A 26,297-nucleotide genomic window follows, 5' to 3' on the forward strand; every position below is an offset into this window, starting at 1 on the left:
AGGCATTATTTTAGGATTTATAAGCGTAATTCCCATAACCGGTATAAAATTGGCTATCCATTAAGCCTGAAGCGCATCATCAGCCGTATCTTTGCGGCACTAAAATAGAACCACCGACAAATTCGTTATAGGCTCATGACAAGGATCGTATCGTTTGTATTGCTATTGATTTCTCTCAACACCCTTGCACAGGATACCTTGCCAAAGTTTACCGCTTACACAAGAGGTAACGACAAAGTGATCATCAGTTGGACAAACACTTACCCCAAAGTCACCCAGATCAGCATTCAACGCTCTACAGATAGCATAAAACTCTTCAAAACCATCCTGACGGTGCCCGACCCTTCTGTTCCCCAGAATGGTTACCTCGATGCCAAAGGCGCCAGTCCAAAAATGTTTTACCGCCTCTTTATTGTACTTGATAGCGGCAAGTATGTTTTCACGCAGTCTAAACGTGCAGATACGACCCAAAGTCAAAGCCCCGAAGGTCAACAGCAGGATATGGTACCGGAAAACAATGCCCGGCAGCGGGTGGTGATCGCAGATAACATAGCCCCCAAAGAAGCCGAGCTGCTGAAAGAGAAAATACGGGAATCCGTGAAGAAAGAAGAACCCGCCAAACCGGTAACGGTGGCGCCACCTGTAGAAAAGCCTAAACCAGCACCCGAGCCGGAGCGCTTTTTCATCGTTAAAAGACGGGACACCGTGATCATGCAGGTCTCCGAGAAGTCATTAAAGAAGTTCAGGGATTCCATCGTGTTGCGCACCAAGGATACACTGACTTTTAAGAACATGGACACCATCTTATTGAAGCCCTTCATTCCTAAAGAAGTATACAGACCTTCCAAATACGTATTCACCGACAACAGCGGCAACGTGGTCATCTCCCTCCCCGATGCCAAAAGCAATACCTACACAGTGAAGTTCTTTGAAGATGACAAAACACTCCTCTTCGAAGTAAAACATGTAAAAGAACCCTATCTGGTAGTAGATAAGACAAACTTCCTGCACGCAGGCTGGTTCCGCTTTGAATTACTCGATGATGGTAAGGTGAAAGAACAACACAAGTTCTTTATACCGAAAGATTAATAAGCCAGCTCCACATTGAATACCCGCTCGAAGTTGGCTTTCACTTTAGCCTTCACTTCCTCCATATCCAGCTTATAACCCAGCTCCTTCTGCAGAGAGGTCACCTGCTTGTTGTAAATACCGCAGGGAATGATATTATCGAAGTACGTGAGGTCTGTATTTACATTGAAAGCAAAACCATGCATCGTTACCCAGCGGCTACAGCGGATGCCCATCGCACAGATCTTGCGCTCCTTGCCCGGCACCGAAGCATCCATCCAAACGCCTGTTTCACCAGATGAACGTTCCCCCTTCAGCCCATATTCAGCCATGGTGAGGATGAATACTTCCTCCAGGTTGCGCAGGTATTTGCCCAGGTCCGTATAAAACCTTTCGAGGTCGAGGATGGGATAACCCACCAGTTGCTGAGGACCATGGAAGGTGATGTCTCCCCCCCTGTTGGTGTTAAAAAACTCAATATTCCGGGCTACCCGGTCCTCTTCGCTGATCAGCACATGAGCCATATCCCCGCTTTTGCCGAGGGTATACACTGGCGGATGCTCCACAAAAAGCAAGTGGTGAGTGGTGAGTAGCGAATCAGGGATGGTAACAACTGCTGAATCAACACCTTCGGTCACAGGTTGCAGGTTTCTGACCTCGGCTTTCTTCTTTACATTCTCCTTCAGGAGCCTTTCCTGGTAATCCCAGGCTGCCTGATAGGGCATAGCACCCAGGTCCTCAAAAAATACGGGCTGTTTATCAATACTGGCCATAGCAACGGCAAATTTACGTGATTATCACTACTCAGCCCGATATCTTACCTTTGCGCCAAATTCAGTGGCAGTCATGAGTAAAAAAGATATTGAGCTGGACAATGAGCTGGACGACAGCGCGGAAGGCTCGGAGGAACTATATGAGCGCATGAACCTGGTGGTAGACCGGGGTCAGGAGCCCATGCGGCTGGACAAGTTCCTGGTACAACGAATTGAGAACGCTTCACGCAATAAAGTACAGCAGGCTATCGAAAGCGGTCGTGTACTGATCAATGGCAAGCAGGTCCAATCCAATCACAAGATCAAGCCCGGAGAAGAGATCATTGTATACTCCGATAGAGAAGTACAGGGCGAAGATATAGTACCGGAAAAGATGCCATTGAATATCGAGTACGAAGACGACGATATCCTGATCATTAACAAACCGGTAGGCCTGGTAGTTCACCCTGCCAGCGGTAACCCCCGTGGCACCCTCATCAATGGAGTAGCCTGGTATTTGTTGCAACAGAACAGTGAACTGAATGCTGAAGTGTTACCCCGTTTCGGATTAGTACACCGCATCGATAAAAATACCAGCGGCCTGATGGTATTGGCCAAAACAGAAAAGGCAGTAGCCAGCCTTGCAAAAGAGTTTTTCAACCACACGATACATCGCCAGTACGTAGCATTGGTATGGGGTGATGTGGCAGAAGACAGCGGTACCGTAAATGCACACATTGGCAGGCACCAGCGCTTCCGCAAAATATTTGATGCCTATCCTGATGGCGAACACGGTAAAGAAGCCATTACCCATTATAAAGTACTGGAACGTTTTGGCTACGTAACGATGGTACAGTGCGAACTGGAAACAGGACGCACCCATCAGATACGTGTACACATGAAGCATATCGGCCACCCATTGTTTAATGATGAAGTATATGGTGGTGACAGGATCGTAAAGGGTACCGTGTTCAGCAAATACAAACAGTTTGTAGACAACTGTTTCGCCCTCTGCCCACGGCATGCCCTGCATGCCAAAACCCTTGGCTTTAAGCACCCCCGCACACGCCAGGACGTGGTCTTCAACAGCGAAATACCCAATGATATGCAGCAGGTGATCGACAAGTGGCGCCATTATGTGCAAGTGAAGAATATTATCTTATGAGGGCTAAGTGAAGGGAATTGCCCGGTCCTTTAGGACCGGGATACAAGGATTACTACCTAACTAGGCTTTAGCCTAATTAACAAAATACTTAAAAGTAAATAGGTGACACCTTTTCAGAAGGTGTCACCTATTTACTTTAGAAATGTATTATCATCTTATCGCGTAAAGTCAAACAACGTAGCAGTAAACACCGCTTTCTCACGTTTCTTCAACACCACCCCCCAGGTACCATTATAACGCAGCACCTTAGGCACCAGCAGGTCTTCAAACTTCGTCATCTCTGCTTCCATGTTTACATCAAAACTATACACACCGGCATTGTAACTCAGGTCATAATTACGGGCCACGATATCCCAGTTATCTACGTTGAACCAGGTAGTCATCTCATTGATCACGATCTTATCTTTCTCACCATTGGTAAGATCACTACGGGGTATCAGTTTGAAGATATAACACATCTGCCCGTTGAAAGTATTCATGTCTATGATGTAATCATACAACTTGCCCACTTCCTCATCAAACACCGCGATCTTGTTGCCTATGAAAGGTATGCCTGGTATCTTCTTACCCGGATTGAAGAACAACATCTTCAATTGCTCCTTGTGCTTTTCAATACCACTTTTGTTTTTGGTGCTGAACTCATTCCCCTTTACAATGTTCGATTCACCACAAATGGTATCCCGGGCAAAGAACAAACCCGCATACAGATTGGCAGTATAATAGTTGAAGTTGCGGTTCTTGTCGTACATGTCGCCGGTTGTAATCTCTTCCAGCACCGTCATCCACCGGCAGCTGTCCTTCACCACCTGCTGTGTACGGCTGTTGAGCGTTGCTTTCACCTTGCCATCCTTCTCCTGCATGCGGATATCATTGAGCGCTTTATAGCCCAACACTTTCAGGTTGCGAAAAGCCTTATAGAAAGTAGTATCCTCTTTTACACGATCAATAAAGGCGGGAACATTGAGGTTGCTACGTACCACCACCTCTTTCAGGGTGACTGCTTTGTTATTTACCTTAACCGATGAATCCTTTTGGGCATAGGAGGCATAACTACAAAAAAGTACAGATATAAAAGCCAAAGCCTTCATACCTGTAATATAGTTATTCCACCTAAGAGATGTAGTTGCTGTGTTGATTATTAAGCCGCTTTTAAGAATTGTTACCAAACAGTTATTTAGGGAACGACATTTTATAGTCCACTTTTATCTTCCCTTTCGTAATGTCATCCAGTTTCCCTTTCAGCAGCTTACGTTTCAGCGGTTTGAGGTAGTCGATAAACAACTTACCTTCGATATGATCATATTCATGCAGTATAACGCGGGCGGTTATACCATTGAAAGTTTTAGTTTGTGGAACAAATTGCTCATCCACATATTCAAGCGTCACCTCTTCATGACGGGTCACATCTTCCCGTATTTTGGGAATGCTGAGACACCCTTCATTATAAGCCCATTCTTTGCCATTGAGCGCCTTCACATGTGCATTGATGAATACCTGCTTGATACCTGGCTCATCGGGATACTTGCCCTTTTCATCTTCATCCTGGTTCTCGAAGATCTGGGAACTGTCTACCACAAAAAGACGGATATCGCGGTTGATCTGCGGAGCAGCCAACCCTACCCCATTACTGGCGTACATGGTTTCCCACATATCTTCTATCAGTTTGGACAGATTTGGATAATCCGGCGTAATATCCTTGCTTACAACACGTAATACCGGTGCTCCGTAAGCTACGATGGGAAGGATCATGCTTGTATACTTAAATGCTTGATTATACGATTGTTAAATTCTAATTGCAACGGCAAATATACGCCAAATAAGCCGCATTTTTAGCCCATTTTTTGCAGATACTCCTGCAGCATGATGGTGGCAGCAATTTCATCCACAAGCGCCTTGTTTTGCCGCTGCTTCTTTTTTAGCCCCATCTCGATCATGGCCTGAGACGCCATCTTGGACGTATAACGTTCATCCACCATTTTAAGCGGCATGGCAGGAAACTCTTTCTTTATCCTTTCAACGATCTTCTTTACCAAAGGAGTAGCGTGCGTATCCGTATCGTCCCAGTTCTTGGGTTCGCCGATGATGATAAGCTCAACCGTTTCTTTGGAGAAATAGTCTTTTAAAAAAGCGATCAGCTTGGGCGACTCGATCGTTGTAAGTCCCGAAGCAATGATCTGCAACGGATCAGTGACCGCTATGCCGGTCCTTTTGAGGCCATAATCTATGGAGAGAATGCGCGCCATGAAAGATAGTAGCTGATTAGTGATTTAAAAATATGAGCACGTCGGCAATGACAAATACGGCAAATACCACACTGGCAATACCATTGGCCGTCATAAATGCCAGGTTTACCCTGCGCAGATCGTTGGGCTTTACAATAGAATGCTGGTAAATAAGCATACCAACAAAAACAGCAATACCTATCCAATACAACCAATGGAAACTACCATAGATACCGGCCGCAATAACACATGCAGCACTTAGCACATGCAGCAATTCCGAGACCCTTAATGCTTTAGCCTTACCCAGCCAGGCAGGTATAGAATGCAGCTTGTGCGACTTATCAAACTCCTCATCCTGCAGTGCATAGATAATATCAAAGCCACTCACCCAAAAGATTACAGCCAGCGAAAAAAGGATGGGCAGCAAAGCAAACTGACCGGTTACCGCCAGGAAAGCACCTATAGGAGCCAGTGACAATCCCACGCCCAGCACAAGATGACACAGTGGTGTAAAGCGTTTGGTATAACTATAGAACAGGACCACAAATAAAGCTACAGGAGAGAGGAAGAAACAAAGCTGGTTGATGAACCAGGAGCAGACCATAAACAGGATACTGCTTACAATTGTAAAGAGCAACACACGATCAGCCTTCAGAATACCTGCCGGAATTTCCCGGATCGCTGTACGTGGATTCCTGGCATCAAACTTCCTGTCGAGATAACGGTTGAAAGCCATGGCTGCACTACGGGCGAAAATCATACAGAGGATAACAAGAGCCAGTTTGATCAATAATACCTTTCTGGCTGCTACAGCAGGTTGCTCGGCCCAACCGATAGTTATGTTCAGGTTCGATTGCTCTGTTGCAAACAAAGCCGAAGAAGAATAAGTTACCCCCAGGAAAAACCCAATCAGCGCAAAAGGCATCGCGAAGATGGTATGGGAGAATTTGATGAGAGAGAGATAGTTCTTTATTGTAGACATTGCAAATGTTTCACGATTGAATGTTCAGCTTTGTACGGACGAGCTCCCACAACACGATCCCGGCAGCCACCGAGATATTCAGGGAATGTTTCATGCCCAACTGGGGAATTTCTATGCAACCATCGCAGGCCTTGATAACCTCCGCTTCCACACCACTTACTTCGTTCCCAAATACAACAGCCAGCGGGGCCGCCTGGTTGGCGTCAAAGCTATTTAAAGGCACGCTATTTTCCACCTGTTCTATGGCCCAAAGCTGGTATCCGGCAGCCCGCAATTCCTCCACAGCTTCCATAGTGGTATTGAAGTACTTCCAGTTCACGGTTTCAGTAGCCCCCAGCGCCGTTTTATGAATATCCCGGTGTGGCGGCTGTGGGGTATAACCACACAGGTAAATACCCTGCAGCAGGAAAGCGTCCGCTGTACGGAAAACACTGCCCACATTGTGCATGCTGCGGATATTGTCCAGCACCACTACAATAGGTATTTTATCCGATCCCCTGAACTCATCTAAGGATTTACGGTTCAGCTCGTCCATGCTCAGTTTGCGCATCACGCAAAGGTACGGAAGAGATCGTGAGAAGTGAAACACGAGAGGTGAGCCCCTTTCACGTCTGACATCTCACGTTTTCGCTATTTTTGCCCCTTCTTTTTGAAAACAAGCAAGCAACATATAATGAAACCAACGACAGTAATTTTCGACATGGACGGCCTGCTCATCGATTCCGAACCATTATGGGAAGAGGCCGGTAAAGAAACACTCGCGCAATTTGATGTAACATTGACCGACGAACAATACCACTACAGCACCGGGCTACGCACAAAAGAATGGGTAGACTGGTGGTTTTCCTGGTTCAATATCGACAAGAAACATGCGCTGACGGCCGAGTTGACCATCGTCCAGAAAGCTATTGAAAAAATAGGCGCACGTGGTGTTGCCATGCCGGGCGTAGAACAGACCTTTCAATTCTTCCGGGACCGTGGATTTAAGATAGGAATAGCTACCTCCTCTCCCCTCGCGTTGGTGAAAGTAGTAGCAGATAAATTGCAGATCAATGATTACCTGCAGGCCATCGCCTCGGCAGAAGAATTAAAATACGGCAAACCCCATCCGCAGGTATACCTCGATTGCGCACAGGCACTGGAAGTGTCACCGTTGGAATGCGTTTGTTTTGAAGACTCGTTCAATGGAATGATCGCTGTAAAAGCGGCCCGTATGAAGTGTATTGTAATACCTGCGCCACACCACCAACAGCAAACCCGCTGGGATGCGGCAGATAAAAAGTTATCATCCCTGCTGGAGGTAAATGAACATATATTGAATGCGCTGTAACAACAGATAAGCAGATCTGTTATGTGCTGCAATGAAAGAAACATATCAGCATCAGGATCACCATCAGCAAATACAAAGGCTGCATCTTTTCGTTTTTCATATTGGAGATTTTGAATAGTTAGGAATGACCTTCCAAATGAAAACATGTCTGGGTTGGGGATGACTAACAATCAGAGCGACATAGGGAGTGCGGAAAATGCTACTGTAAAATGGACAGCCAAGGTACGAAATAACCCAACATAAAGACTGCAGAGATCAAAATAAGCTACAGATAACAGGTGGAGTACAAAGCGGGATAAGCTTTGTCTAAGACTTCGGCAGCACTCAGCCTCTTACATTAAACACACAAATATAAAAGCATAAAAAAAGCGTTCCGGTAATCCGGAACGCTTATATCAGGTAACTACTGTCTTGAATTACTCTTTAGGAGCAGTAGCATCACCACCTTGCTTCTCTTCCTGCTTCAGCTTTTCTTTGATCTCAGCCAAAGCACCCAGATCACCGAGGGTAGCTTTTTCTACTTTACCTTGGATATTCTTAACAGCCTTCTTGGTCTTGTCGGCTTCAGCACGAGCTTCCTTGCGGGCAGCTTCCTTCTCTTCTACCTTGGATTGTTCCCACAGACGTGTGTGTGATACAACAATGCGTTTTTCATTGCGATCGAATTCGATCACCATGAACTGCGATGTTTCATCAGCACCCATGCTCTTACCATCTTCCTTCGTCAGGTGACGGTTAGGCGCAAATCCTTCCAGACCATAAGGCAGTTGAACGATACCACCTTTGTCATCACGACGGATAACAGTTCCTTCATGCACTGAACCCACAGCGAATGTGTCTTGCAGTGCATTCCAGGGATCTTCTTCCAGTTGTTTGTGACCAAGCTGCAGCTTGCGGTTTTCTTTATCGATACCGAGGATCACTACGTCGATGTTAGAACCAACTTTAGTGTACTCAGAAGGATGATTGAAACGTTTCAGCCAGCTCAGGTCGCTGATGTGGATCATACCACCGATACCAGGAGCCAGTTCAACAAACACACCGTAAGGAGTGATGTTCTTCACCAGACCAGTATGACGGCTTCCTTCAGGGAACTTAGTTTCGATAGTGCTCCAGGGATCTTCGCTCATTTGCTTGATAGACAAGCTCATTTTGCGGCTACCCTTATCGAGTGTAACGATCTTAGCTTCGTACTCGTCACCAAGCTTGAAGAATTCCTTAGCGTTGATCGGGGTGTTAGCCCAGGTGATCTCACTTACGTGAACCAGACCTTCTACGCCAGGCATGATTTCGAGGAATGCACCGTAATCTTCGATGTTTACTACTTTACCCTTCACTACAGAACCTTCATGCACATTCTCTGGCAGGATATCCCATGGGTGAGGAGTCAGTTGTTTCAGACCAAGGCTGATACGTTTCTTCTCGTCGTCGAAATCCAGTACCACCACTTTCAGCTTCTGATCCAGCTTCAACACCTCGCTCGGATGGCTGATACGTCCCCAGCTGATATCGGTGATATACAGCAGACCGTCCAGACCACCCAGGTCCATGAATGCACCGAAGTCGGTAATATTCTTGATAGTACCTTCCAACACCTGACCTCTTTCGAGTTTGCTCATGATCTCTGCACGTTGTGCTTCGATATCGCTTTCGATGAGGGCCTTGTGAGATACTACAGCGTTCTTGATAGCTTCGTTGATCTTCACTACTTTGAACTCCATGGTCTTACCTACAAACTGATCGTAATCAGTTACAGGCTTAACGTCGATCTGTGAACCTGGCAGGAACGTTTCCATACCGAACACATCAACGATCAGACCACCCTTAGTCTTAGAAGTAACAGTACCGGTGATAACTTCGCCAGTCTTGTGAACTTCCACGATACGCTCCCAGGCACGTGTGATACGCGCTTGCTTGCGGCTCAGGTTCAGGTGACCTTCCCGGTCTTCCTTCTCAACTACCATCACTTCAACCTCATCACCTGTTTTCAGGTTGGTAAGGTCACGGAATTCGTTCAGGGAAACCAGACCGTCACTCTTGAAACCAATGTTGATAACTACGTCTGTTTTAGTCATAGCTACCACCAGGCCTTTCACCAGCTCACCATCGGTAACAGCTTTGAAAGTACCTTCATAAACAGCGTCATACTTAGCCTTCTCTTCTTTAGAGTAAGAAGCCACATTACGCTTGTCAATGCTCCAGTCGAAATCGTCATGCGCACCTGCATCTTCCACAACAGGAGCGGCCACAGGTGCAGTTATTGTCGCTGTAGTCTCTTCAGCAGGTGCTGCAGAAGACTCCTGTGCATCAGCGTTTAGTTGTTTAACAATTAAATTTTGAAACATGATAGAATCCCGGAGGGTTTTTATTCCGGGGGTGCAAAGATACGTCAAAATGCTGAACAGGAGCGGTTTTTTGCTGTTTTTTCACCCCGGTAAAGGCCTCACCCGCAAGGTTTTACAGAGGCTGTCCCAAAACATCCCCGCAAGGGCGTAATTCCGACTTCCATCCTGGCATTTGATTTATGATCATGACCTGTTGTTGATTATTATTTTTCTGCAAAACATTTCACAACAAACAGTTTTCTGTTATTTTTGAAACCTTTTTACACCAACCGTTTACAATGATCACACCGGTTTTAATTCAGTTATTCGAGCAAAGCCTGAACAAACTCACAGAAGAAATTAACGCATACCCCGACGATGCCAGCCTTTGGCTTGCAGGCGAAGGAATTAACAATCCCGGCGGCAACCTGTGCATGCACCTCACAGGAAACCTCCAGCATTTTTTAGGAGCCGTATTGAACGATTCAGGTTACGTACGTAACCGCGAGGCCGAATTCAAAGTGAAGAACATCGCCAAGGTTAAATTACTCAACGAAATAGAGGAAGCCAAAACAGCTGTAAAAGATACCCTCGAACAGGTAAGCAGAAAACAATTGGATAAGAACTATCCACTGCCTATCAATGGGGAAATGGTAAATACCGAGTATTTCCTCGTTTACCTGTTGGGCCACCTCAACTACCACATCGGGCAGATCAACTACCACAGAAGATTAGTAGTTAAGCAGCCTGCATAAAATATTATTGTCACCCTGAGCCTGTCGAAGGGTGCCTGATTCTCTGCGAGGTGACACCTTTCGCTTGCGAAGCAAAGGAAGGTGTCACCTCGTATACATTTAAGAACTATCAACTCTTTGCAATAGCCCCGGCTGCAATGAACCCACTGGTCCATGCATGCTGAAAGTTGAACCCACCCGTAATACCATCCACATCCAGTATTTCGCCGGCGAAGAACAGATGAGGCATCAGTTTACTCTGCATGGTTTGAGCATCTACTTCAACCAGCTTGATCCCTCCCGCAGTTACGAACTCCTCTTTGAAAGTCGTCTTTCCACGCACAGCAAACTCCTGTACACAAAGTACCTTAACAAGTTTGTTCTGTGCTGCAGCCGGCAGGTCGGCCCATCGGATATCACCGCCAATACCAGCTTGCTCCAGGAAATAGTCCCACAACCTTTGAGGCAAGCCAAAAGGATTGCGGTTACTGATCTTTTGAGCAGCCAGTTCAAAACGCAGCCGCTGCAACTCATCCCTCAGACTATTCTCATTATACGTCGGCAACCAGTTTACCTGAATGTTGAATTGATAGTTACCAGTAGACAACTCTCGTGCGCCCCACGCCGACAACCGTAATACCGCAGGACCACTCATGCCCCAATGCGTGATCAGCAAAGGCCCTTGCGATGACAACTTACTGCCCGTAATACGTACATGAGCATCAGGAACAGATACACCCATAAGCTGGGTAATACTGTTGCCCGGCATGTTGAATGTGAACAGTGATGGAACAGGCTCTTCGATAGTATGACCTAACTGCTTTAGCCAGTCGAACATAGAAGACTTAGGATAACCACCACAAGCGACGCATACATAATCAGCAGTCAGGGTCCTGTCACCGGAAAGCTCGATTACAAATCCGTCCCCAGTACGCTGCAAACGTTGAACATCCGAAGACATTCTCACCTCTACCCTATACTTATTCACTTCACGCAAAAGACAATCGATAATAGTCTGCGACGAATCAGTTACCGGAAACATACGGCCATCGTCTTCCGTTTTCAATGCCACACCACGCTCCCGGAACCATTCAATAGTATCAGTAGTAAAGAACTGATGGAACGTCTTTTTAAGGAAGTTCGCGCCCCGCGGATATTTCTTCACCATATCAGCAATAGAAAAGCAGGCATGCGTCACATTACAACGCCCCCCACCCGATACCTTTACCTTGGATAATACCTTATTACTCTTTTCAAGAATGATCACTTCCAATGCAGGATGCTGCCGTGCAGCATTCACCGCACAGAAAAAACCAGCGGCGCCACCACCAATTACAACCAACCTTTTCTTCTTATCAGCCATATTATCCAATTGAAACCTGTCAGGTAAAAGAAAACCCTCTGCTAAAGAGGGTTTATATAGTAAGATTAAGTTTTAGCACTATTAGCTTTATCCAACCAATACTGACTGGTCAGTAACCAGGTGGGCATTAGCCTTCTCTGCGGCTTCAATAATGCTGTAGTCAGACAGGATATCAGCCTGGTTCTTTTGCACACACACATCGTGCTCAAAGTGAACAGAAGGTGAATGATCTACAGTACGCACAGTCCAGCCATCAGACTCAGTGTACACTTCCTTCTTACCCATGTTGATCATAGGTTCGATAGCCAACACAGTTCCTTCCTTCAGTTTGCCGCCGGAACCCCGCTTGCCATAGTTCGGCACCTGAGGATCTTCGTGCAAGCTTTTGCCCAACCCATGGCCTACCAGCTCACGCACTACACCATAGCCATACTTCTTTTCAGTATGCTCCTGGATAGCGCTGCCTATATCACCTACGCGGTTGCCGGCTATAGCCTGTTCGATACCCTTATACAGCGATTCCTTGGTAATACGGATGAGCTTCAGCACCTCTGGCTTTACATCGCCAATAGCGAAAGTATAAGCATGATCACCATGATAACCATTCTTGATGATACCAATGTCAACAGAGATAATATCACCATCCCTCAGCTCCTTTTCATTCGGAAAACCATGCACCACCACATCATTTACGGAGATACAGGAATTGAACGGATATCCATGAAAGCCCAGGAAAGAAGGAACACCACCATGATCTTTGATCATCTCGCCAATAGTCTTATCGAGCGATAAGGTGGTAATACCGGGGCGAAGCAACTTGGCAATTTCAGCTAAAGTAGCGCTCACCAATAAAGCACTTTGGCGCATCAACTCTACTTCAGCCGGTGTTTTAATATAAACCATTATCGTAGCATCTTTTGTTTAAAACAAAACCTGACAACTACTATAACAGTTGCCAGGTTTTAAAGTTGTATAATCAGTTATTACAGAGATGCCGGAGAAGCGGGAGATACCGTTTGGCGGCCCTGCACGCGTCCACTCTTCATCAAACCATCATACTGACGCATCAAAAGTTGAGTTTCAATTTGTTGCAGTGTATCCAGGATTACACCAACCATGATCAGCAGAGAAGTTCCACCAAAGAAGGAAGAGAAAGACTGCTGAATACCAAGACGTTGTGCAAAACCAGGCAGGATACCTACCACAGCCAGCAATACCGCACCAGGTAAAGTGATCTTGTCCATTACCGCACCGATATAATCGGCAGTAGGCTGACCAGGCTTTACACCAGGAATGAAACCGTTGTTACGCTTCAGGTCATCGGCAATTTGCTTGGGGTTGAAGATCAAAGCTGTATACAGGAAGGTAAAACCTATCACCATTACAGCGTAGATCAACATATACCAGAAGTTACTGTGGTCACCGAATATCTTGGCAAGACCACGCGTAGAATCGAAGTTAGACAACAAAGTAGGCAGGAACATGATCGCCTGAGCAAAGATGATCGGCATTACACCTGCACTGTTCACCTTGATAGGCAGGAACTGGCGGGCACCACCAAACTGGCGGTTACCTACAATTTGCTTGGCATATTGAACCGGGATCTTGCGAACACCCTGGATCAGGATGATCAATCCCATGATGATAGCAACAAGAACAGCGATCTCGATCACGAACAACAGGATACCACGGCCACTTGCACCGGTAGTTTTAGCACTCCACTCCTGCATCAGCGACTGAGGAAGACGAGCGAGGATACCCACCATGATGATCACAGAGCTACCATTACCCAATCCCTTATCAGTGATCTTCTCACCAATCCACATTACAAACAAAGTACCGGCACTGAGGATTACAGTAGTAGACAGCCAGAAATAGCTGGAATACTCCTGGATCATCGCGTCCTTATTAGTTTGGTGCAGATAAGCCACATAAGCACTGGCCTGCAGGATGGCAACAGCCACTGTTAAGAAACGAGTGTATTGGTTGATCTTTTTACGGCCACTCTCACCCTCTTTTTGCATTTTCTGGAACGGGGGATAAAGAATGGTCATCAACTGCATGAAGATAGAAGCAGAGATATAAGGCATGATACCCAAAGCCAGAATAGAAGCCTGAGAAAAGGCGCCACCGGCAAAAGCATCGATCAGGCCAAGAATACCACCACCAGATGCGTTGGTATTGATCAGAGTAGGATTGATACCAGGCAACACGATGTGAGTACCGAGGCGGTATACGGCTATCAAAGTAATGGTCACCAGGATCTTACTCTTCAGCTCCTCAATACTCCAGATATTCTTCAGGGTTTGTATGAATTTTTTCACGGAATCCAGAAATTTTTTATGATGGCCTCTGTTTTTTTAAACCACAAAACAGGTTTGCTGCAAAGACCATTTCAATCCTTATGGCAAACCTGCTGTCCGTTATATAACCGGTTAGCTACTAAGCGTTTTAAAGCAAAAAAGACGCATTCTAAGATGCGTCTATGCAAGTTACACAAAATTACTTTACAATTTCTACTGTGCCACCTGCTGCTTCGATAGCAGCTTTCGCTTTTTCACTGATAGCATTCACTTTGAAAGCTACTTTGCTCTTCACCTCACCATTACCCAGGATTTTCACCAGGTCAGTGCGGCTAACCAGTCCATTGATATATAAGTTCTCCAGGGAGAATTCTTTCAATTCATATTTCTCAACGAGATGATCAACCTGGCCGAGGTTAAACACCTTATACTCAACCCTGTTTATATTATTAAATCCACGTTTTGGCAAACGACGCTGGATTGGCATCTGTCCACCTTCATGAGCATTCTTACGTTGGTAACCAGCACGGCTTTGACCACCCTTGTTACCTTTGGTAGAAGTACCACCCTTACCGGATGCTTCACCACGACCTAATCTTTTCTCTTTATGCGTTGCGCCTTCTGCGGGCTTGATCTGATGTAATTTCATGTTTTTTGATTTTTACTCAACGGGGAATCTCCCCTCGCGTTTAAAGATTGATAATTACTTAACCTCTACTACGGTAACCAGGTGGCTTACTGTACGCACCATACCGAGTATTTGTGGAGTTGCCTCTACCTCTTTGGTAGAATTCAACTTGTTCAGGCCCAACGCCTGGAGCGTTAATTTCTGGCGCTCAGGTCTGTCAATGCCACTCTTTACTAAGGTGATCTTAATCTTGCTCATGATTTAATCATTATGATCAGTCTTTCACCAACAGCCGATCGCCTCTCGACGCACGGCTCCTGACTCCCGACTGAAATGTTATCCGTTAAATACTTTCTTCAGGTTCAGTTTACGTTGCTTGGCAACAGTAATAGGCTCACGCAACAGGGCCAGCGCACCAAAAGTAGCTTTCACCACGTTGTGAGGATTGGCAGAACCCATTGATTTAGCCAATACGTCGGTAACACCAGCGCTTTCCAATACCGCACGCATGCTACCTCCGGCGATCACACCAGTACCATGAGCGGCTGGCTTGATCAATACTTTGGCAGCACCAACTTTCGCCCACTGATCGTGAGGAATAGTACCGTGCATGATGGGCACTTTTATGAGGTTCTTCTTGGCATCTTCAATGCCTTTAGTAATAGCTTCCTGTACTTCTTTGGCTTTACCCAGGCCATGACCAACAACACCATTCTCATTACCTACTACAACCAGGGCAGAAAAACTGAAAGCACGACCACCTTTAGTGGTTTTTACCACCCGGTTGATGGCTACCACTTTCTCTTTCAGCTCAAGATCGCCGGCTTTAACTCTGTTTAAATTAACTTTTGCCATTATTTCGAATTGACGATTTTAATTGTAATTATCCAAAAGGATTAGAATTGCAAACCACCTTCACGGGCACCATCAGCCACGCTCTTCACACGGCCATGATACAAGTTACCACCACGGTCAAATACTACGATAGTAATACCGAGTTCAGTAGCCTTGCGGGCAATTGCCTGACCTACCAGTTTGCTCTTTTCGATCCTTGTCACCTTCTGAGCAGCAATATCCTTATCCCTGGAAGAAGCCGCAGCCAATGTTTTACCACTAACGTCGTCAATCAGTTGCACATAGATATCAGTGTTGCTTCTGAAAACAGACAGCCTTGGTTTTTGGCCTGTACCAGATACTTTCTTGCGGATCCGGTAGCGGATTTTCTGTCTTTTAACTAATTTATTCATTGCTCTTTATTTTATGCCGCCCGATACTGCCGGGCGGCTAATTTTCAAATTATTTACCAGCAGCCTTACCAGCTTTACGACGGATAACTTCACCAGCGTATTTAACACCTTTACCTTTGTACGGCTCGGGCTTACGCAGGCTGCGCAGTTTGGCAGCTACCTGACCGATCAGTTGTTTATCGATGCCTTCCAGCATGATCTTGGGGTTTTCACCCTTTTCCTGGGAAGTAGCTACTTTCAATTCCTTGGGAATCTCGAAAATGATATTGTGAGAGTAACCCAGTGACAGGTCAAGCAGATTACCTTGGTTAGAAGCTTTGTAACCTACACCCACCAACTCCAGGTTTCTTTTATAACCTTCAGTTACGCCTTTTACCAGGTTGGCAACAAGAGCGCGGTATAAACCATGCATAGCGCGGTGACGGATTTGATCTGTTGGACGAGTGAAAGTAACAGTGTTATCCTTTACTTCTACAGCGATATCACGATCGATAGCTTGTTTCAGTTCACCCTTAGGGCCTTTTACAGTCAACACATTATCCTTACCGATAGTAGCAGTAACACCACTGGGCAATGCGATGGGTTGTTTACCTATACGAGACATAAAAAAATTAGTTTATTGTTTTTTGTTTTCCGGAGTTGCCGCCGGGTTGGTTTTAGTCGCTGGCCGGTCAGCCTCTATAGGTCGGGCTTAATGTACCAGTAACAATATAGTTGAGGGCTTTCAGCGTTAGCCAAAAGCCCGTACAATTAATAGATATAGCAAAGAACTTCGCCACCTACATTCTGCACTTTCGCTTGCTTATCAGTCATAACACCTTTAGAAGTGCTGATGATAGCAACACCCAGACCATTCTTTACACGTTTGAACTCACCAGGGCTGGCATACTGACGCAAACCAGGACGGCTTACTCTTTCCAGTGACCTGATCGCAGGTTCTTTAGATTGGGCATCATACTTCAAGGCGATCTTGATCACACCTTGTTTGCTGTCATCCTCAAATTTATATTTCAGGATATAGCCTTGATCATACAGGATCTCTGTAATACGCTTTTTAAGGTTAGAAGCCGGGATTTCAACAATCCGGTGGCCGGCCAATTGCGCGTTACGAACTCTGGTCAGAAAATCTGCTATAGGATCTGTTACCATTTTATAATAAGTTATTGTATCAGTTCAGAATTAGATTGAATCTCATACACACAGGATGTACTGTCACGGGACTGATAATTACCGTAACCCATATCCTGCTGCGTCGTATATTACCAGGAAGCCTTGCGAACGCCTGGGATCTTGCCGTTAAGCGCCATCTCACGGAATGTAACACGGGAGAGACCGAAGTAACGCATATATCCCTTAGGACGGCCAGTTAACTGGCAACGGTTCTTCAGACGAACTTTTGAAGAATTCTTCGGCAGTTCATCCAGTGCTTGCCATTCTCCGGCAGCTTTCAATGCAGCACGCTTTTCAGCATACTGAGCTACCATATGTTCTCTTTTCTTTTGTCTGGCTTTTATTGACTCTTTTGCCATAATAATTAGAAATTCGAATTTAAAATGTCAGGATCAGCGCTTGAGGCTATCTAACCCCGTATTTGTATTTTATATTTCTTACTTAGTCTTTCTTCTTGAACGGCATACCCATTTCCTTCAGCAGCTCGAAAGCTTCTTCGTTGGTACCAGCCGTTGTTACGAAAGTGATATCAAGACCGGTGATCTTGTTTACCTTATCGATATCGATCTCCGGGAAAATGATTTGCTCAGTAACACCGAGTGTATAGTTACCACGACCGTCGAACGCTTTTTCATTGATACCTTTGAAATCACGTACGCGGGGCAGAGCAGTAGCGATCAGCCTGTCCAGGAACTCATACATTTTCACACCACGCAAAGTAACACGGGCGCCGATAGGCATGTTCTTACGCAGTTTGAAGTTAGAGATGTCCTTTTTAGACATAGTAGTCACCGCTTTCTGGCCAGTGATCTGTGTAAGCTCGTCTACAGCAATATCCACCAGTTTCTTGTCGCTTACAGCGCCATTCACACCGCGGTTCAGGCAGATCTTTTCCAGACGTGGAACCTGCATAAGGCTGCCGTAGTTAAAGCGCTTCATCAGGGCAGGTACAACGTCCTTCTTGTACTTGTCTGCTAATCTCGGAGTATATTTTGTTGTGCTCATTTTTTAAAGCTTTATTACTTTATAACTTCACCGGATTTCTTGGAAACACGTACCAGTTTGCCATTTTCGCGGGTACGTTTAACCTTGGTGGCTTCACCCTTCTTGGCATCCCACAACTTCACATTCGAAATGTGGATAGCCGCTTCCTTCTTCACAATACCACCTTTGGTATCACGGGCAGAAGGCTTGGTGTGGCGGGTAATGATATTTACACCTTCAACCAGTACTCTTTCCTTGTCAGGAAACACTTCGAGCACTTTGCGGGGTTTCGTTGTGTCTTTATCGTCACCGGTAATTACCACTACGGTGTCGCCTTTTTTAATATTGAACTTAGGTTTAAAACGATTGCTCATCTTTTTAAGCTTTGAGCTATGAGCTGCGAACGGCGAGCTGATAGCGTTATAAAAATCTATTTCGGAACGGGCTCGTAGCTGATCGCTCGTAGCTCGTAGCTTTATTTACAGTACTTCCGGGGCCAGAGAGATGATCTTCATGTAACCCTTATCACGCAGTTCACGCGCTACAGGTCCGAAGATACGCGTACCACGAGGCTCATCAGAAGCGTTCAACAGTACCACTGCGTTGTCGTCGAAACGGATATAAGATCCGTCCTTGCGACGCAGCTTGTTCTTGGTACGAACGATAACGGCCTTTGTAACGGTACCTTTCTTGATACCACCGGCAGGAATTGCATCCTTTACGGTAACAACAATTTTATCGCCGATCTTCGCGTAATCCTGGCCACTGTTACCCAGCACACGGATACACAACACTTCCTTGGCACCACTATTATCAGCTACGTTTAATCTGCTTTCTTGCTGAATCATTGTATTAGCTTTTAGCTTTTAGCTATTAGGGGTTAGCCCAATAGCCCATGAAAATTAGTTATATTCCGACGGTGTGAGCTAACAGCTAATGGCCAATAGCTAACCGCATATTCCTTACTTCGCCTTTTCTACCACTTCTACCAGTCTCCAGCGCTTTGTTTTGCTGAGCGGACGAGTTTCCATGATCTTTACCACATCACCTATAGTGCACTCATTCTTTTCATCATGAGCATGGAACTTCGTGGTTTTCTTTACGAACTTACCATAGATCGGGTGCTTTACTTTTCTTTCAACAGCAACAGTGATGGTTTTTGCCATCTTATTGCTGGTAACAACACCAGTTCTTGTTTTACGCAAATTTCTATCTAACATTTTCTTTAGGTTTTAGCTTTTAGCACTTAGCTATTAGCGCTCAACTTATTTAGTTTGTTCTCTTTTACTTAGTACAGCTAACTGCCAAGAGCTAACTGCTAACAGCTTTAAACAGCCTGTTGTTTTTGCTTCAGCTCTGTTTTCAAACGAGCCAGATCTTTGCGAAGGCCGCGGATACTCATAGGGTTCTCCAGGGGAGAGATAGCATGAGCAAACTCCAGCTTCTTCAGACGCAGTTCATCTTCCTGTATACGGGCTTTCAGGTCGGTTACAGACAGCTCTTTCAGGCTTTTTACAAAATCAATTTTCTTAGACATGATATACGATTTGAATATTCTCAAATATTCGCCTTAGTGCTTATTGTTCCACGTAATCCCGGCGAACGATGAACTTTGTTTTAATGGGAAGCTTTTGAGCAGCAAGTTCAAGCGCTTGCTTTGCTGTCGCTTCGCTTACACCGTCGCACTCGAAAATGATACGGCCTGGTTCCACTACAGCAGCCCAGAACTCGGGGTTACCTTTACCTTTACCCATCCGCACTTCGGCAGGCTTACGGGTAATTGGCTTATCAGGGAAAATGCGTATCCACACATTACCTTCACGTTTCATTGAACGGGTCAGCGCCTGACGCGCAGCTTCGATCTGACGGTTGTTTAACCATATTGGTTCCAGGGCTTTCAGAGCGAAAGAACCAAAAGAGATAGTAGTACCACGCTTGGCTACTTCCCGGATGCGTCCTTTCTGCGCTTTCCTGTGTTTCGTCCTTTTAGGCTGTAACATCTATTAACAGTTTGAAAATTTGATAATTTTTGAAGACCTCCAATTAACGGGGGATATCCCCTGCCGCTATTAGCGTCCTCTGTTGTTTCCTCCACGGCCGGCACCGCCGCCGCCTCTGCGATCACCGCCGCCGCCGCCTCTGCGATCACCACCACCGCCGCCTCTGCGGTCACCGCCACCACCGCCTCTGCGGTCGTCTCTGCGATCACCACCACGTTGGTCATCACCATCTCTCCGGTCTCTCCGGTCATTCACATCGCTCTTTCCACCTACGAGGTTCGGGTTCAGGTCACGTTTACCAAGTACTTCACCTTTACAGATCCATACCTTGATACCTATCTTACCATACACAGTCAATGCAAACACATTAGCGTAGTCGATATCCATACGCAGTGTGTGCAAAGGTGTACGACCTTGTTTGATTTCTTCCGTACGGGCAATTTCAGCACCACCCAAACGGCCACCCACTTTGATCTTGATACCTTCAGCACCCATACGGAGAGCAGAAGCAATCGCCATCTTGATAGCGCGTTTGTAGTTGATACGGTTTTCGATCTGGCGGGCAATAGTGTCACCTACGATCATCGCATCCAGTTCAGGACGACGGATCTCGAGGATGTTGATCTGTACATCGTCTTTACCAGTCAGCTTCTTCAACTCTTCTTTGATACGATCTACTTCGCCACCACCTTTACCTATGATGATACCGGGTTTTGAGGTATGAATGGTAACGATCAGTTTATTCAGCGTACGCTCAATAACGATCTTGGAGATACCACCTTTGTTGATACGGGCATTCAGGTAAGTCCTGATCTTGTTATCCTCGATCAACTTGGTAGAAAAATCTTTTTTGTTACCATACCAGTTAGATTCCCAACCGCGGATGATCCCTAACCTGGCACCAATAGGATTTGTTTTCTGACCCATTTATTCTAATTTGAAAATTTTATAATTAAGCTTTTGCGTCAACAATGAGCGTTACGTGGTTACTGCGCTTACGTAAGCGATAAGCTCTTCCTTGAGGAGCAGGCAGCATCCTTTTCAGGGTGCGGGCGCCGTCAACAAAGATTGTCTTTACCACCAGTCCTGCATCAGCAGCACTTTTGCCTTCATTCTTTTGCTCCCAGTTGTTAATAGCGCTTTTCAACAGCTTGAACAAAGGAGTGGCGGAATGTTGCGGATGGTGTTCCAGCAAAGCCAGGGCTTTCTCCACTTCTACACCGCGGATCTCATCAGCCAGCAAACGCATTCTGCGGGGTGATGTGGGATAATTTCTCAGTTTAGCTACTGCTTCCATTTTATTAAATTTCAAGTTCAGAGTTCCGGGTCTTGAGTCCGGTGATTAACTCCCGACTCTTTACTCTCGACTCCTGACTATTTTATTAAGATACTTTTTTGCTTGAGTGTCCTTTAAAGTTGCGCGTAGGTGCAAACTCACCCAGCTTATGGCCAACCATAAACTCAGTCACGTAAACCGGGATGAATTTATTACCGTTGTGTACGGCGAAGGTATGACCTACAAAGTCCGGAGTAATGGTAGAACGACGGCTCCAGGTTTTGATAACACCCTTCTTTGCTTTGCCTTCGTTTACGGCCAGTACTTTATGCTCCAGTTTAGCAGCTACATAAGGACCTTTTTTTATCGAACGAGCCATATATACTTAGTTTGAAAATTTGAAGTTTTAAAATCAGCGGTTAATTACTTAGCCAATTTTTTACCGTTCTTACGTTGGATGATCAGCTTATCGCTTCCCTTACCCCTCGTACGTGTCTTCTGACCTTTCGCATACTTGCTGGTCCTTGAACGTGGGTGACCACCGGAAGATTTACCTTCACCACCACCCATCGGGTGATCTACAGGGTTCATCGCTACACCACGGGTGCGGGGGCGGATACCTTTCCAACGGTTACGGCCAGCCTTACCAGCCATCTCCAGGTTATGATCACCATTGCTTACGATACCTACAGTAGCGAAGCAGTTGATCAATACTTTTCTCAACTCACCAGAAGGCATCTTCAATACTGCATAACGCTCTTCCTTGTTCGTCAGTTGGGCTGAAGTACCGGCACTACGTACCAGCTTACCACCCTGACCAGGTTGCATTTCAATGTTGTGAACGTTGGTACCCAAAGGCATGTTCTTCATTTGAAGAGCATTACCAATTTCAGGAGCAACAGCGTCACCGGAAATAACAGTAGAACCAACTTGTAAACCCTGAGGAGCCAGGATATACCTTTTTTCACCATCTGCATAGTTCAGCAGCGCGATGAAAGCAGTACGGTTCGGATCATATTCTACAGAAACTACAGTAGCTTCAATATCTTTCTTGTTTCTCTTGAAATCAACGATACGATACATCTTCTTGTGACCGCCACCGATGTAGCGCATTGCGCGGCGTCCCTGAGCATTACGGCCACCAGTAGACTTTACTTTCTCTACCAGGCTCTTTTCAGGAACATTCGTTGTCACTTCCTCATATGCATTACCAATTCTCCAGCGGGTTCCGGCCGTAATTGGTTTATACTTTTTCAGTGCCATGTTTTAATTCTTATTCTGTGTTAAAAATCGTTTTGTCAATCCTTTGCGGCGTTTGACGCGCCATTCTTATTAATCATCCGCCGTGGCGGGCAAGATTAAATGTTAGCGTACAGGTCGATAGTCTCACCTTCAGCAACTGTTACATACGCTTTCTTGTAAGCAGGCTTTACACCGGAGATGAAGCCGGCTTTGGTGAAACGGCTCTTAGCCTTACCTGGAACTACGATAGTGTTCACGTCGATCACATTCACACTGTAAAAACCTTCTACCGCTTTCTTGATTTCCAGTTTATTGGCTTTGCGATTTACCCGGAAAGCATAAGTTCTGCTCTTGTCAGAGAGCTTATTGCTCTTCTCGGTTACAATCGGCTTTATCAGTACTTCTGCGAGTTTCATATAACTCTAATTTGAGAATTTGAAAATTTGATTATGCTGTTACTTCTGCTTCGTCATCAACGAAGATTTTGGCAGCGCTTTCAGTAAACACCAGTACGTCGGCATTTACGATATCGTAAGTGTTCAGGTCAGCGATCAGTGCACCAATTACAGAAGGCACATTACGCAGGCTCAGGTACAGGTTATCGTTGTACTCGGGCAGAACAACCAGAGATTTCTTACTGTCGATATTCAACGCTTTCAGAGCTCCGGCAAAAGTCTTTGTCTTGGGAGTTTCCAGGTTGAGATCTTCAATAATTACGATAGCATTTTCTTTCGCTTTGTAAGACAGGGCGCTGATCTTGGCCAGATCCTTCACTTTACGATTCAGCTTGAAATCATAACCGTGAGGCTTAGGTCCGAAGATAGTACCACCACCCTTGAAGATAGGAGCACGCAGGTTACCTTTACGGGAACCACCAGTACCCTTTTGACGGTGCAGCTTCTTGCTGGCACCTTGTACTTCCGCACGGGTTTTCACTTTGTGAGTACCCTGACGTTGTGCAGCCAGAAATTGCTTTACAGCCAGGTAGATTACGTGATCGTTTGGCTCAGCACCAAAGATCTCATCAGGCAACTCTACTGAGCGACCTGTTTTCTTACCGCTTATATTTAATACATCTACTTGCATCGTACGCTATTTTTATCGATCTGTTAAGGAGAGGCGCTTTACAACGGCTCGCCTTGACAGCGTGATTATTTTTGAATTAATACAATTGAGCCGTTGTGTCCGGGAACTGATCCGCTAACCAGGATGTAGTTCTTTTCTGGGAAGATCTTAACAACCTTCAGACCTTTTACCTTAACACGGTCTTGACCCATCCGGCCAGCCATACGCATACCTTTGAATACGCGTGAAGCATCAGATGAGTTACCAATAGAACCGGGGGCACGTTGACGGTCATGCTGACCGTGTGATTGCTCACCTACCCCACTGAATCCGTGGCGCTTTACAACACCCTGGAAACCTTTACCCTTGGTAGTACCTACAACTTCAACTTTATCGCCTTCAGCGAAAATGTCAACAGTAACAGATTCACCAAGAGCCTTCTCTATGGAATAATCACGGAACTCTTTTACGAATTTTTTTGCGGCTGTATTGGCCTTTGCGAAGTGATTCTTTTCTGAAGCGAGTGTGTGCTTCTCTTTCTTGTCGCCGAATGCTAACTGCACAGCGCTGTAACCATCAGTGTCTTTTGTTTTGACCTGGGTTACAACACAGGGACCTGCTTCGATGATGGTAACACTTGTTTGTTTACCATCAGGACTGAAGATGCTGGTCATCCCGATTTTTTTGCCAATAATTCCTTTCATCGTTGTTCGTTTTTGCCTTCTCGGTTAAAGAGACATTTGCAGTATGATTGTCACAACCTTGCTGTCCGGGCGGACAGAGAAGGCACAACCATGGCAACTTCAATCCCCGTTTGCTGCCGACCTTTTCTTTTATTATCTGCTTTATTCCATCTTACATGAAAACCGCAGAATTCGAAGTACCGGCAGTAAACTAACCTCGAAGGGTCAGTTCATATTTAGTTTTTATAACACCTGGCAGGCTATAACACCCACTCAGATTTTCCTTGTTGATTTACCCAGCGCTGCTTTATCCGTTACCAACGGTAACAAAGTTTGCAGATGGGTTTGAAAGAACTTTCGTCGGCCGCCGAAGCTTTAGCGTAGGCGGCTTCTGTATTGATACATGAAAAAACCCTGTCAGGATTTTAGAACCCTGACAGGGTTCATCAATGTTCTAATTAGGCTTTGATCTCAACTTCTACACCACTGGGCAAGTCGAGCTTACTCAGGGCATCCACCGTACGGCTGGAAGAAGTGTAGATATCCAGCAAACGCTTGTGCGTGCACAACTGGAACTGCTCACGGCTCTTCTTATTCACGTGCGGAGAGCGTAATACTGTAAAAATCTTCTTACGGGTAGGTAAAGGAATAGGACCTGTTACTACCGCTCCGGTGCTGCGCACTGTCTTCACGATTTTCTCGGCAGATTTGTCTACCAGGTTGTGATCGTAAGACTGTAATTTGATTCTGATTCGTTGAGACATAGTTCAATCCCATTTTTCTAATGGGGATGCAAAGGTAAGTGGAGTTTGAATACTTACAAAAGATTTAAAGATAATTTTTTGCCCCTGCGAGTAAAAAAACATTCACGACACCGTAAAAATACGCTATTTCCGGCCAGATTGACCGTTTTTGCTCTCCAACCAGGCATCGGTAGCCAGGATCGCCGCCCCCGCCAACACCCCGAAACCGGTAGCAGCCGACTTGCCGAAGCCAGTCACCTCCTCCACATACGACCACTCACCCGGCCGGTCGCGGTACAAAGTAAACCTCTTGGGCCTAACCAATGTGCGGTACAGCTCCGATACATAAAAGCTATGTTGGTAGGCCACCGGCACAGGTGCACTGCTGTCGCCCACCACGATGGCCAGGTAACTCCTGAACTGCAAGGGAGAACTATCTGCTTCAAAAAATGCTTGTCGGGCAACAGCGGTAGAGCCATCATCCAGGGTAAGCCCGATCTTCTGCAAGGCCGAATCCGGGAAGTTCTTCAGTAATTTATTGGTCACCCCCATGGGAGTCTTGGTCACAAACGACTGAGGAGGGATCATTTGAATGCCTGGTGGCAACGTAGCCGTCACATCCAAACCAGCCTGGGTAGAGCTAAAACCCTCGACCCAATCGATGGTCCTGCCATTGACCACACCCTTTAGCGCAACTTCATCAGGGGAATAAGAGATTGCTTTATCATTGATAATCAATGCAGAACGCTTCCAGTCGATATAAATAGGCTTATTCAGCTTGTTCCTGACCAACAGGTTGACCGGTGCATTCTTGCCGTTGAAGTTGTACACGATCTGCAATGTGTCGTTCTCGATCGTAAACGCTTGTCGATCATCCTTTTGCACCTGCTCACTATTAATGCCAAGGTACTGGTACCTGTTGCAGGAAGAGGCAAATACAAGGAGAAAAAGAACGGGTATAGTTAGCCGCATTTTTTTTACTTTAAAATAAGAAATTCCCGAAGGAAGGATTTGTT

General features: G+C 45.8%; 36 protein-coding genes. 4 read left to right on the forward strand and 32 right to left on the reverse strand.

What is annotated here, in order from left to right; translation table 11 throughout:
* The first annotated feature begins 135 nt into the window (after window positions 1-135).
* Window positions 136-1,089, forward strand: a complete 954-nt coding sequence (locus AC5JBY_RS23505; RefSeq protein ID WP_495907108.1) for a hypothetical protein — start codon at window positions 136-138, stop codon at window positions 1,087-1,089.
* Here AC5JBY_RS23505 and lipB read toward each other — a convergent pair.
* Window positions 1,086-1,841, reverse strand: a complete 756-nt coding sequence (gene lipB, locus AC5JBY_RS23510; protein WP_495907109.1) for a lipoyl(octanoyl) transferase LipB — start codon at window positions 1,839-1,841, stop codon at window positions 1,086-1,088. The two genes, AC5JBY_RS23505 and lipB, sit on opposite strands and share 4 nt — an antisense overlap.
* 73 nt (window positions 1,842-1,914) lie before the next feature.
* Between lipB and AC5JBY_RS23515 the strand changes: the two genes are divergently transcribed.
* Complete coding sequence (locus AC5JBY_RS23515) at window positions 1,915-2,985, forward strand: RluA family pseudouridine synthase (protein ID WP_495907110.1); 1,071 nt, start codon at window positions 1,915-1,917, stop codon at window positions 2,983-2,985.
* Between the two features lie 155 nt (window positions 2,986-3,140).
* On the opposite strand, the gene AC5JBY_RS23520 is transcribed toward AC5JBY_RS23515, so the two are convergent.
* From AC5JBY_RS23520 to AC5JBY_RS23540, 5 genes are all read right to left on the reverse strand, one after another.
* On the reverse strand, window positions 3,141-4,073 hold the full coding sequence (locus AC5JBY_RS23520) for a hypothetical protein (protein WP_495907111.1): 933 nt from the start codon (window positions 4,071-4,073) through the stop codon (window positions 3,141-3,143).
* Window positions 4,074-4,155: 82 nt separating this feature from the next.
* A complete protein-coding gene (gene def, locus AC5JBY_RS23525; RefSeq protein ID WP_495907112.1) occupies window positions 4,156-4,734 on the reverse strand; it encodes a peptide deformylase in 579 nt (192 codons plus the stop codon).
* 80 nt (window positions 4,735-4,814) lie between these two features.
* Window positions 4,815-5,228, reverse strand: a complete 414-nt coding sequence (ruvX, locus tag AC5JBY_RS23530; protein WP_495907113.1) for a Holliday junction resolvase RuvX — start codon at window positions 5,226-5,228, stop codon at window positions 4,815-4,817.
* Window positions 5,229-5,244: 16 nt separating this feature from the next.
* Window positions 5,245-6,189 (reverse strand): UbiA-like polyprenyltransferase, encoded by a 945-nt coding sequence (locus tag AC5JBY_RS23535; protein ID WP_495907114.1) that lies wholly within the window; start codon window positions 6,187-6,189, stop codon window positions 5,245-5,247.
* Window positions 6,190-6,199: 10 nt separating this feature from the next.
* A complete protein-coding gene (locus AC5JBY_RS23540; RefSeq protein ID WP_495907115.1) occupies window positions 6,200-6,739 on the reverse strand; it encodes an RNA methyltransferase in 540 nt (179 codons plus the stop codon).
* 123 nt (window positions 6,740-6,862) lie between these two features.
* On the opposite strand from AC5JBY_RS23540, the gene hxpB reads away from it, so the two are divergent.
* Window positions 6,863-7,519 (forward strand): hexitol phosphatase HxpB, encoded by a 657-nt coding sequence (gene hxpB / locus AC5JBY_RS23545; protein WP_495907116.1) that lies wholly within the window; start codon window positions 6,863-6,865, stop codon window positions 7,517-7,519.
* Window positions 7,520-7,935: 416 nt separating this feature from the next.
* Here hxpB and rpsA read toward each other — a convergent pair whose 3' ends face one another.
* The gene (gene rpsA, locus AC5JBY_RS23550) at window positions 7,936-9,864 is read right to left on the reverse strand and encodes a 30S ribosomal protein S1 (RefSeq protein WP_495907117.1); all 1,929 of its coding nucleotides are present in this window, start codon (window positions 9,862-9,864) and stop codon (window positions 7,936-7,938) included.
* Window positions 9,865-10,142: 278 nt separating this feature from the next.
* On the opposite strand from rpsA, the gene AC5JBY_RS23555 reads away from it, so the two are divergent.
* A complete protein-coding gene (locus AC5JBY_RS23555; protein WP_495907118.1) occupies window positions 10,143-10,598 on the forward strand; it encodes a DinB family protein in 456 nt (151 codons plus the stop codon).
* A 109-nt stretch (window positions 10,599-10,707) separates the two neighbouring features.
* Here the strand turns inward: AC5JBY_RS23555 and AC5JBY_RS23560 are convergent, their stop codons facing one another.
* The 25 genes from AC5JBY_RS23560 to AC5JBY_RS23680 all read right to left on the reverse strand — a co-directional run bounded on the left by AC5JBY_RS23560 (window position 10,708) and on the right by AC5JBY_RS23680 (window position 26,253).
* Window positions 10,708-11,940, reverse strand: a complete 1,233-nt coding sequence (locus AC5JBY_RS23560; protein ID WP_495907119.1) for a BaiN/RdsA family NAD(P)/FAD-dependent oxidoreductase — start codon at window positions 11,938-11,940, stop codon at window positions 10,708-10,710.
* Window positions 11,941-12,027: 87 nt separating this feature from the next.
* On the reverse strand, window positions 12,028-12,843 hold the full coding sequence (map, locus tag AC5JBY_RS23565; RefSeq protein ID WP_495907120.1) for a type I methionyl aminopeptidase: 816 nt from the start codon (window positions 12,841-12,843) through the stop codon (window positions 12,028-12,030).
* Between the two features lie 80 nt (window positions 12,844-12,923).
* Entirely contained in the window at window positions 12,924-14,264 is a 1,341-nt protein-coding gene (gene secY, locus AC5JBY_RS23570; RefSeq protein ID WP_495907121.1) for a preprotein translocase subunit SecY, read from the reverse strand.
* Between the two features lie 178 nt (window positions 14,265-14,442).
* Window positions 14,443-14,892 carry a 50S ribosomal protein L15 gene (gene rplO, locus AC5JBY_RS23575; RefSeq protein WP_495907122.1) on the reverse strand — a complete coding sequence of 150 codons (450 nt, stop codon included), beginning with the start codon at window positions 14,890-14,892 and terminating at the stop codon, window positions 14,443-14,445.
* A 54-nt stretch (window positions 14,893-14,946) separates the two neighbouring features.
* Window positions 14,947-15,129: a 50S ribosomal protein L30 gene (gene rpmD, locus AC5JBY_RS23580; RefSeq protein ID WP_495907123.1), complete on the reverse strand. Its 183-nt coding sequence runs from the start codon at window positions 15,127-15,129 to the stop codon at window positions 14,947-14,949.
* Window positions 15,130-15,207: 78 nt separating this feature from the next.
* Window positions 15,208-15,726, reverse strand: coding sequence for a 30S ribosomal protein S5 (gene rpsE / locus AC5JBY_RS23585; protein WP_495907124.1), 519 nt, complete (start codon window positions 15,724-15,726; stop codon window positions 15,208-15,210).
* A gap of 41 nt (window positions 15,727-15,767) precedes the next feature.
* Window positions 15,768-16,118, reverse strand: a complete 351-nt coding sequence (gene rplR, locus AC5JBY_RS23590; RefSeq protein ID WP_495907125.1) for a 50S ribosomal protein L18 — start codon at window positions 16,116-16,118, stop codon at window positions 15,768-15,770.
* Window positions 16,119-16,167: 49 nt separating this feature from the next.
* The gene (gene rplF / locus AC5JBY_RS23595) at window positions 16,168-16,722 is read right to left on the reverse strand and encodes a 50S ribosomal protein L6 (RefSeq protein ID WP_495907126.1); all 555 of its coding nucleotides are present in this window, start codon (window positions 16,720-16,722) and stop codon (window positions 16,168-16,170) included.
* Window positions 16,723-16,868: 146 nt separating this feature from the next.
* Window positions 16,869-17,267: a 30S ribosomal protein S8 gene (gene rpsH, locus AC5JBY_RS23600; RefSeq protein ID WP_495907127.1), complete on the reverse strand. Its 399-nt coding sequence runs from the start codon at window positions 17,265-17,267 to the stop codon at window positions 16,869-16,871.
* A 110-nt stretch (window positions 17,268-17,377) separates the two neighbouring features.
* Window positions 17,378-17,647: a 30S ribosomal protein S14 gene (gene rpsN, locus AC5JBY_RS23605; RefSeq protein WP_495907128.1), complete on the reverse strand. Its 270-nt coding sequence runs from the start codon at window positions 17,645-17,647 to the stop codon at window positions 17,378-17,380.
* 82 nt (window positions 17,648-17,729) lie between these two features.
* Window positions 17,730-18,293, reverse strand: a complete 564-nt coding sequence (gene rplE / locus AC5JBY_RS23610) for a 50S ribosomal protein L5 (RefSeq protein WP_495907129.1) — start codon at window positions 18,291-18,293, stop codon at window positions 17,730-17,732.
* Between the two features lie 14 nt (window positions 18,294-18,307).
* The gene (gene rplX, locus AC5JBY_RS23615; protein WP_495907130.1) at window positions 18,308-18,646 is read right to left on the reverse strand and encodes a 50S ribosomal protein L24; all 339 of its coding nucleotides are present in this window, start codon (window positions 18,644-18,646) and stop codon (window positions 18,308-18,310) included.
* Between the two features lie 105 nt (window positions 18,647-18,751).
* Entirely contained in the window at window positions 18,752-19,120 is a 369-nt protein-coding gene (gene rplN / locus AC5JBY_RS23620) for a 50S ribosomal protein L14 (protein ID WP_167290996.1), read from the reverse strand.
* Window positions 19,121-19,234: 114 nt separating this feature from the next.
* Entirely contained in the window at window positions 19,235-19,492 is a 258-nt protein-coding gene (rpsQ, locus tag AC5JBY_RS23625; protein ID WP_119051018.1) for a 30S ribosomal protein S17, read from the reverse strand.
* 107 nt (window positions 19,493-19,599) lie between these two features.
* On the reverse strand, window positions 19,600-19,809 hold the full coding sequence (rpmC, locus tag AC5JBY_RS23630) for a 50S ribosomal protein L29 (RefSeq protein ID WP_495907131.1): 210 nt from the start codon (window positions 19,807-19,809) through the stop codon (window positions 19,600-19,602).
* A 40-nt stretch (window positions 19,810-19,849) separates the two neighbouring features.
* Window positions 19,850-20,272: a 50S ribosomal protein L16 gene (gene rplP / locus AC5JBY_RS23635; protein ID WP_495907132.1), complete on the reverse strand. Its 423-nt coding sequence runs from the start codon at window positions 20,270-20,272 to the stop codon at window positions 19,850-19,852.
* A gap of 69 nt (window positions 20,273-20,341) precedes the next feature.
* On the reverse strand, window positions 20,342-21,199 hold the full coding sequence (rpsC, locus tag AC5JBY_RS23640) for a 30S ribosomal protein S3 (RefSeq protein ID WP_495907133.1): 858 nt from the start codon (window positions 21,197-21,199) through the stop codon (window positions 20,342-20,344).
* Between the two features lie 25 nt (window positions 21,200-21,224).
* Window positions 21,225-21,569: a 50S ribosomal protein L22 gene (gene rplV / locus AC5JBY_RS23645; RefSeq protein ID WP_495907134.1), complete on the reverse strand. Its 345-nt coding sequence runs from the start codon at window positions 21,567-21,569 to the stop codon at window positions 21,225-21,227.
* Window positions 21,570-21,654: 85 nt separating this feature from the next.
* On the reverse strand, window positions 21,655-21,927 hold the full coding sequence (gene rpsS / locus AC5JBY_RS23650) for a 30S ribosomal protein S19 (RefSeq protein WP_276481263.1): 273 nt from the start codon (window positions 21,925-21,927) through the stop codon (window positions 21,655-21,657).
* A 44-nt stretch (window positions 21,928-21,971) separates the two neighbouring features.
* Window positions 21,972-22,811: a 50S ribosomal protein L2 gene (gene rplB / locus AC5JBY_RS23655; RefSeq protein WP_495907135.1), complete on the reverse strand. Its 840-nt coding sequence runs from the start codon at window positions 22,809-22,811 to the stop codon at window positions 21,972-21,974.
* A 95-nt stretch (window positions 22,812-22,906) separates the two neighbouring features.
* Window positions 22,907-23,206 (reverse strand): 50S ribosomal protein L23, encoded by a 300-nt coding sequence (rplW, locus tag AC5JBY_RS23660; protein ID WP_495907136.1) that lies wholly within the window; start codon window positions 23,204-23,206, stop codon window positions 22,907-22,909.
* 31 nt (window positions 23,207-23,237) lie between these two features.
* Window positions 23,238-23,876, reverse strand: coding sequence for a 50S ribosomal protein L4 (gene rplD / locus AC5JBY_RS23665; RefSeq protein ID WP_495907137.1), 639 nt, complete (start codon window positions 23,874-23,876; stop codon window positions 23,238-23,240).
* Window positions 23,877-23,941: 65 nt separating this feature from the next.
* A complete protein-coding gene (gene rplC / locus AC5JBY_RS23670) occupies window positions 23,942-24,559 on the reverse strand; it encodes a 50S ribosomal protein L3 (protein ID WP_495907138.1) in 618 nt (205 codons plus the stop codon).
* Between the two features lie 437 nt (window positions 24,560-24,996).
* Window positions 24,997-25,302: a 30S ribosomal protein S10 gene (gene rpsJ, locus AC5JBY_RS23675; protein ID WP_014220852.1), complete on the reverse strand. Its 306-nt coding sequence runs from the start codon at window positions 25,300-25,302 to the stop codon at window positions 24,997-24,999.
* A gap of 123 nt (window positions 25,303-25,425) precedes the next feature.
* Window positions 25,426-26,253, reverse strand: a complete 828-nt coding sequence (locus tag AC5JBY_RS23680; RefSeq protein WP_495907139.1) for a hypothetical protein — start codon at window positions 26,251-26,253, stop codon at window positions 25,426-25,428.
* Between the last annotated feature and the right edge of the window lie 44 nt (window positions 26,254-26,297).

The sequence above is a fragment of the Paraflavitalea sp. genome, from assembly GCF_059502485.1.

What these genes read in the sequence shown, in the direction of transcription:
- AC5JBY_RS23535 (WP_495907114.1), bottom strand. Translation starts at nt 6,189, where the DNA reads ATGTCTACAATAAAGAACTATCTCTCTCTCATCAAATTCTCCCATACC.
- rpsQ (WP_119051018.1), bottom strand. Translation starts at nt 19,492, where the DNA reads ATGTTAGATAGAAATTTGCGTAAAACAAGAACTGGTGTTGTTACCAGC.
- rplW (WP_495907136.1), bottom strand. Translation starts at nt 23,206, where the DNA reads ATGAAACTCGCAGAAGTACTGATAAAGCCGATTGTAACCGAGAAGAGC.
- rplE (WP_495907129.1), bottom strand. Translation starts at nt 18,293, where the DNA reads ATGAGCACAACAAAATATACTCCGAGATTAGCAGACAAGTACAAGAAG.
- rpsJ (WP_014220852.1), bottom strand. Translation starts at nt 25,302, where the DNA reads ATGTCTCAACGAATCAGAATCAAATTACAGTCTTACGATCACAACCTG.
- AC5JBY_RS23515 (WP_495907110.1), top strand. Translation starts at nt 1,915, where the DNA reads ATGAGTAAAAAAGATATTGAGCTGGACAATGAGCTGGACGACAGCGCG.
- rpmD (WP_495907123.1), bottom strand. Translation starts at nt 15,129, where the DNA reads ATGAGCAAGATTAAGATCACCTTAGTAAAGAGTGGCATTGACAGACCT.
- hxpB (WP_495907116.1), top strand. Translation starts at nt 6,863, where the DNA reads ATGAAACCAACGACAGTAATTTTCGACATGGACGGCCTGCTCATCGAT.
- rplR (WP_495907125.1), bottom strand. Translation starts at nt 16,118, where the DNA reads ATGAATAAATTAGTTAAAAGACAGAAAATCCGCTACCGGATCCGCAAG.
- rpsA (WP_495907117.1), bottom strand. Translation starts at nt 9,864, where the DNA reads ATGTTTCAAAATTTAATTGTTAAACAACTAAACGCTGATGCACAGGAG.
- ruvX (WP_495907113.1), bottom strand. Translation starts at nt 5,228, where the DNA reads ATGGCGCGCATTCTCTCCATAGATTATGGCCTCAAAAGGACCGGCATA.
- rpsN (WP_495907128.1), bottom strand. Translation starts at nt 17,647, where the DNA reads ATGGCAAAAGAGTCAATAAAAGCCAGACAAAAGAAAAGAGAACATATG.
- rpsH (WP_495907127.1), bottom strand. Translation starts at nt 17,267, where the DNA reads ATGGTAACAGATCCTATAGCAGATTTTCTGACCAGAGTTCGTAACGCG.
- AC5JBY_RS23520 (WP_495907111.1), bottom strand. Translation starts at nt 4,073, where the DNA reads ATGAAGGCTTTGGCTTTTATATCTGTACTTTTTTGTAGTTATGCCTCC.
- rplF (WP_495907126.1), bottom strand. Translation starts at nt 16,722, where the DNA reads ATGTCTCGTATAGGTAAACAACCCATCGCATTGCCCAGTGGTGTTACT.
- rplO (WP_495907122.1), bottom strand. Translation starts at nt 14,892, where the DNA reads ATGAAATTACATCAGATCAAGCCCGCAGAAGGCGCAACGCATAAAGAG.
- map (WP_495907120.1), bottom strand. Translation starts at nt 12,843, where the DNA reads ATGGTTTATATTAAAACACCGGCTGAAGTAGAGTTGATGCGCCAAAGT.
- AC5JBY_RS23555 (WP_495907118.1), top strand. Translation starts at nt 10,143, where the DNA reads ATGATCACACCGGTTTTAATTCAGTTATTCGAGCAAAGCCTGAACAAA.
- AC5JBY_RS23540 (WP_495907115.1), bottom strand. Translation starts at nt 6,739, where the DNA reads ATGCGCAAACTGAGCATGGACGAGCTGAACCGTAAATCCTTAGATGAG.
- rpmC (WP_495907131.1), bottom strand. Translation starts at nt 19,809, where the DNA reads ATGTCTAAGAAAATTGATTTTGTAAAAAGCCTGAAAGAGCTGTCTGTA.
- def (WP_495907112.1), bottom strand. Translation starts at nt 4,734, where the DNA reads ATGATCCTTCCCATCGTAGCTTACGGAGCACCGGTATTACGTGTTGTA.
- lipB (WP_495907109.1), bottom strand. Translation starts at nt 1,841, where the DNA reads ATGGCCAGTATTGATAAACAGCCCGTATTTTTTGAGGACCTGGGTGCT.
- rplV (WP_495907134.1), bottom strand. Translation starts at nt 21,569, where the DNA reads ATGGAAGCAGTAGCTAAACTGAGAAATTATCCCACATCACCCCGCAGA.
- rplB (WP_495907135.1), bottom strand. Translation starts at nt 22,811, where the DNA reads ATGGCACTGAAAAAGTATAAACCAATTACGGCCGGAACCCGCTGGAGA.
- AC5JBY_RS23680 (WP_495907139.1), bottom strand. Translation starts at nt 26,253, where the DNA reads ATGCGGCTAACTATACCCGTTCTTTTTCTCCTTGTATTTGCCTCTTCC.
- rplD (WP_495907137.1), bottom strand. Translation starts at nt 23,876, where the DNA reads ATGCAAGTAGATGTATTAAATATAAGCGGTAAGAAAACAGGTCGCTCA.
- rpsC (WP_495907133.1), bottom strand. Translation starts at nt 21,199, where the DNA reads ATGGGTCAGAAAACAAATCCTATTGGTGCCAGGTTAGGGATCATCCGC.
- AC5JBY_RS23560 (WP_495907119.1), bottom strand. Translation starts at nt 11,940, where the DNA reads ATGGCTGATAAGAAGAAAAGGTTGGTTGTAATTGGTGGTGGCGCCGCT.
- rplP (WP_495907132.1), bottom strand. Translation starts at nt 20,272, where the DNA reads ATGTTACAGCCTAAAAGGACGAAACACAGGAAAGCGCAGAAAGGACGC.
- rplN (WP_167290996.1), bottom strand. Translation starts at nt 19,120, where the DNA reads ATGATTCAGCAAGAAAGCAGATTAAACGTAGCTGATAATAGTGGTGCC.
- rpsE (WP_495907124.1), bottom strand. Translation starts at nt 15,726, where the DNA reads ATGGCAAAAGTTAATTTAAACAGAGTTAAAGCCGGCGATCTTGAGCTG.
- rplC (WP_495907138.1), bottom strand. Translation starts at nt 24,559, where the DNA reads ATGAAAGGAATTATTGGCAAAAAAATCGGGATGACCAGCATCTTCAGT.
- rpsS (WP_276481263.1), bottom strand. Translation starts at nt 21,927, where the DNA reads ATGGCTCGTTCGATAAAAAAAGGTCCTTATGTAGCTGCTAAACTGGAG.
- rplX (WP_495907130.1), bottom strand. Translation starts at nt 18,646, where the DNA reads ATGAGCAATCGTTTTAAACCTAAGTTCAATATTAAAAAAGGCGACACC.
- AC5JBY_RS23505 (WP_495907108.1), top strand. Translation starts at nt 136, where the DNA reads ATGACAAGGATCGTATCGTTTGTATTGCTATTGATTTCTCTCAACACC.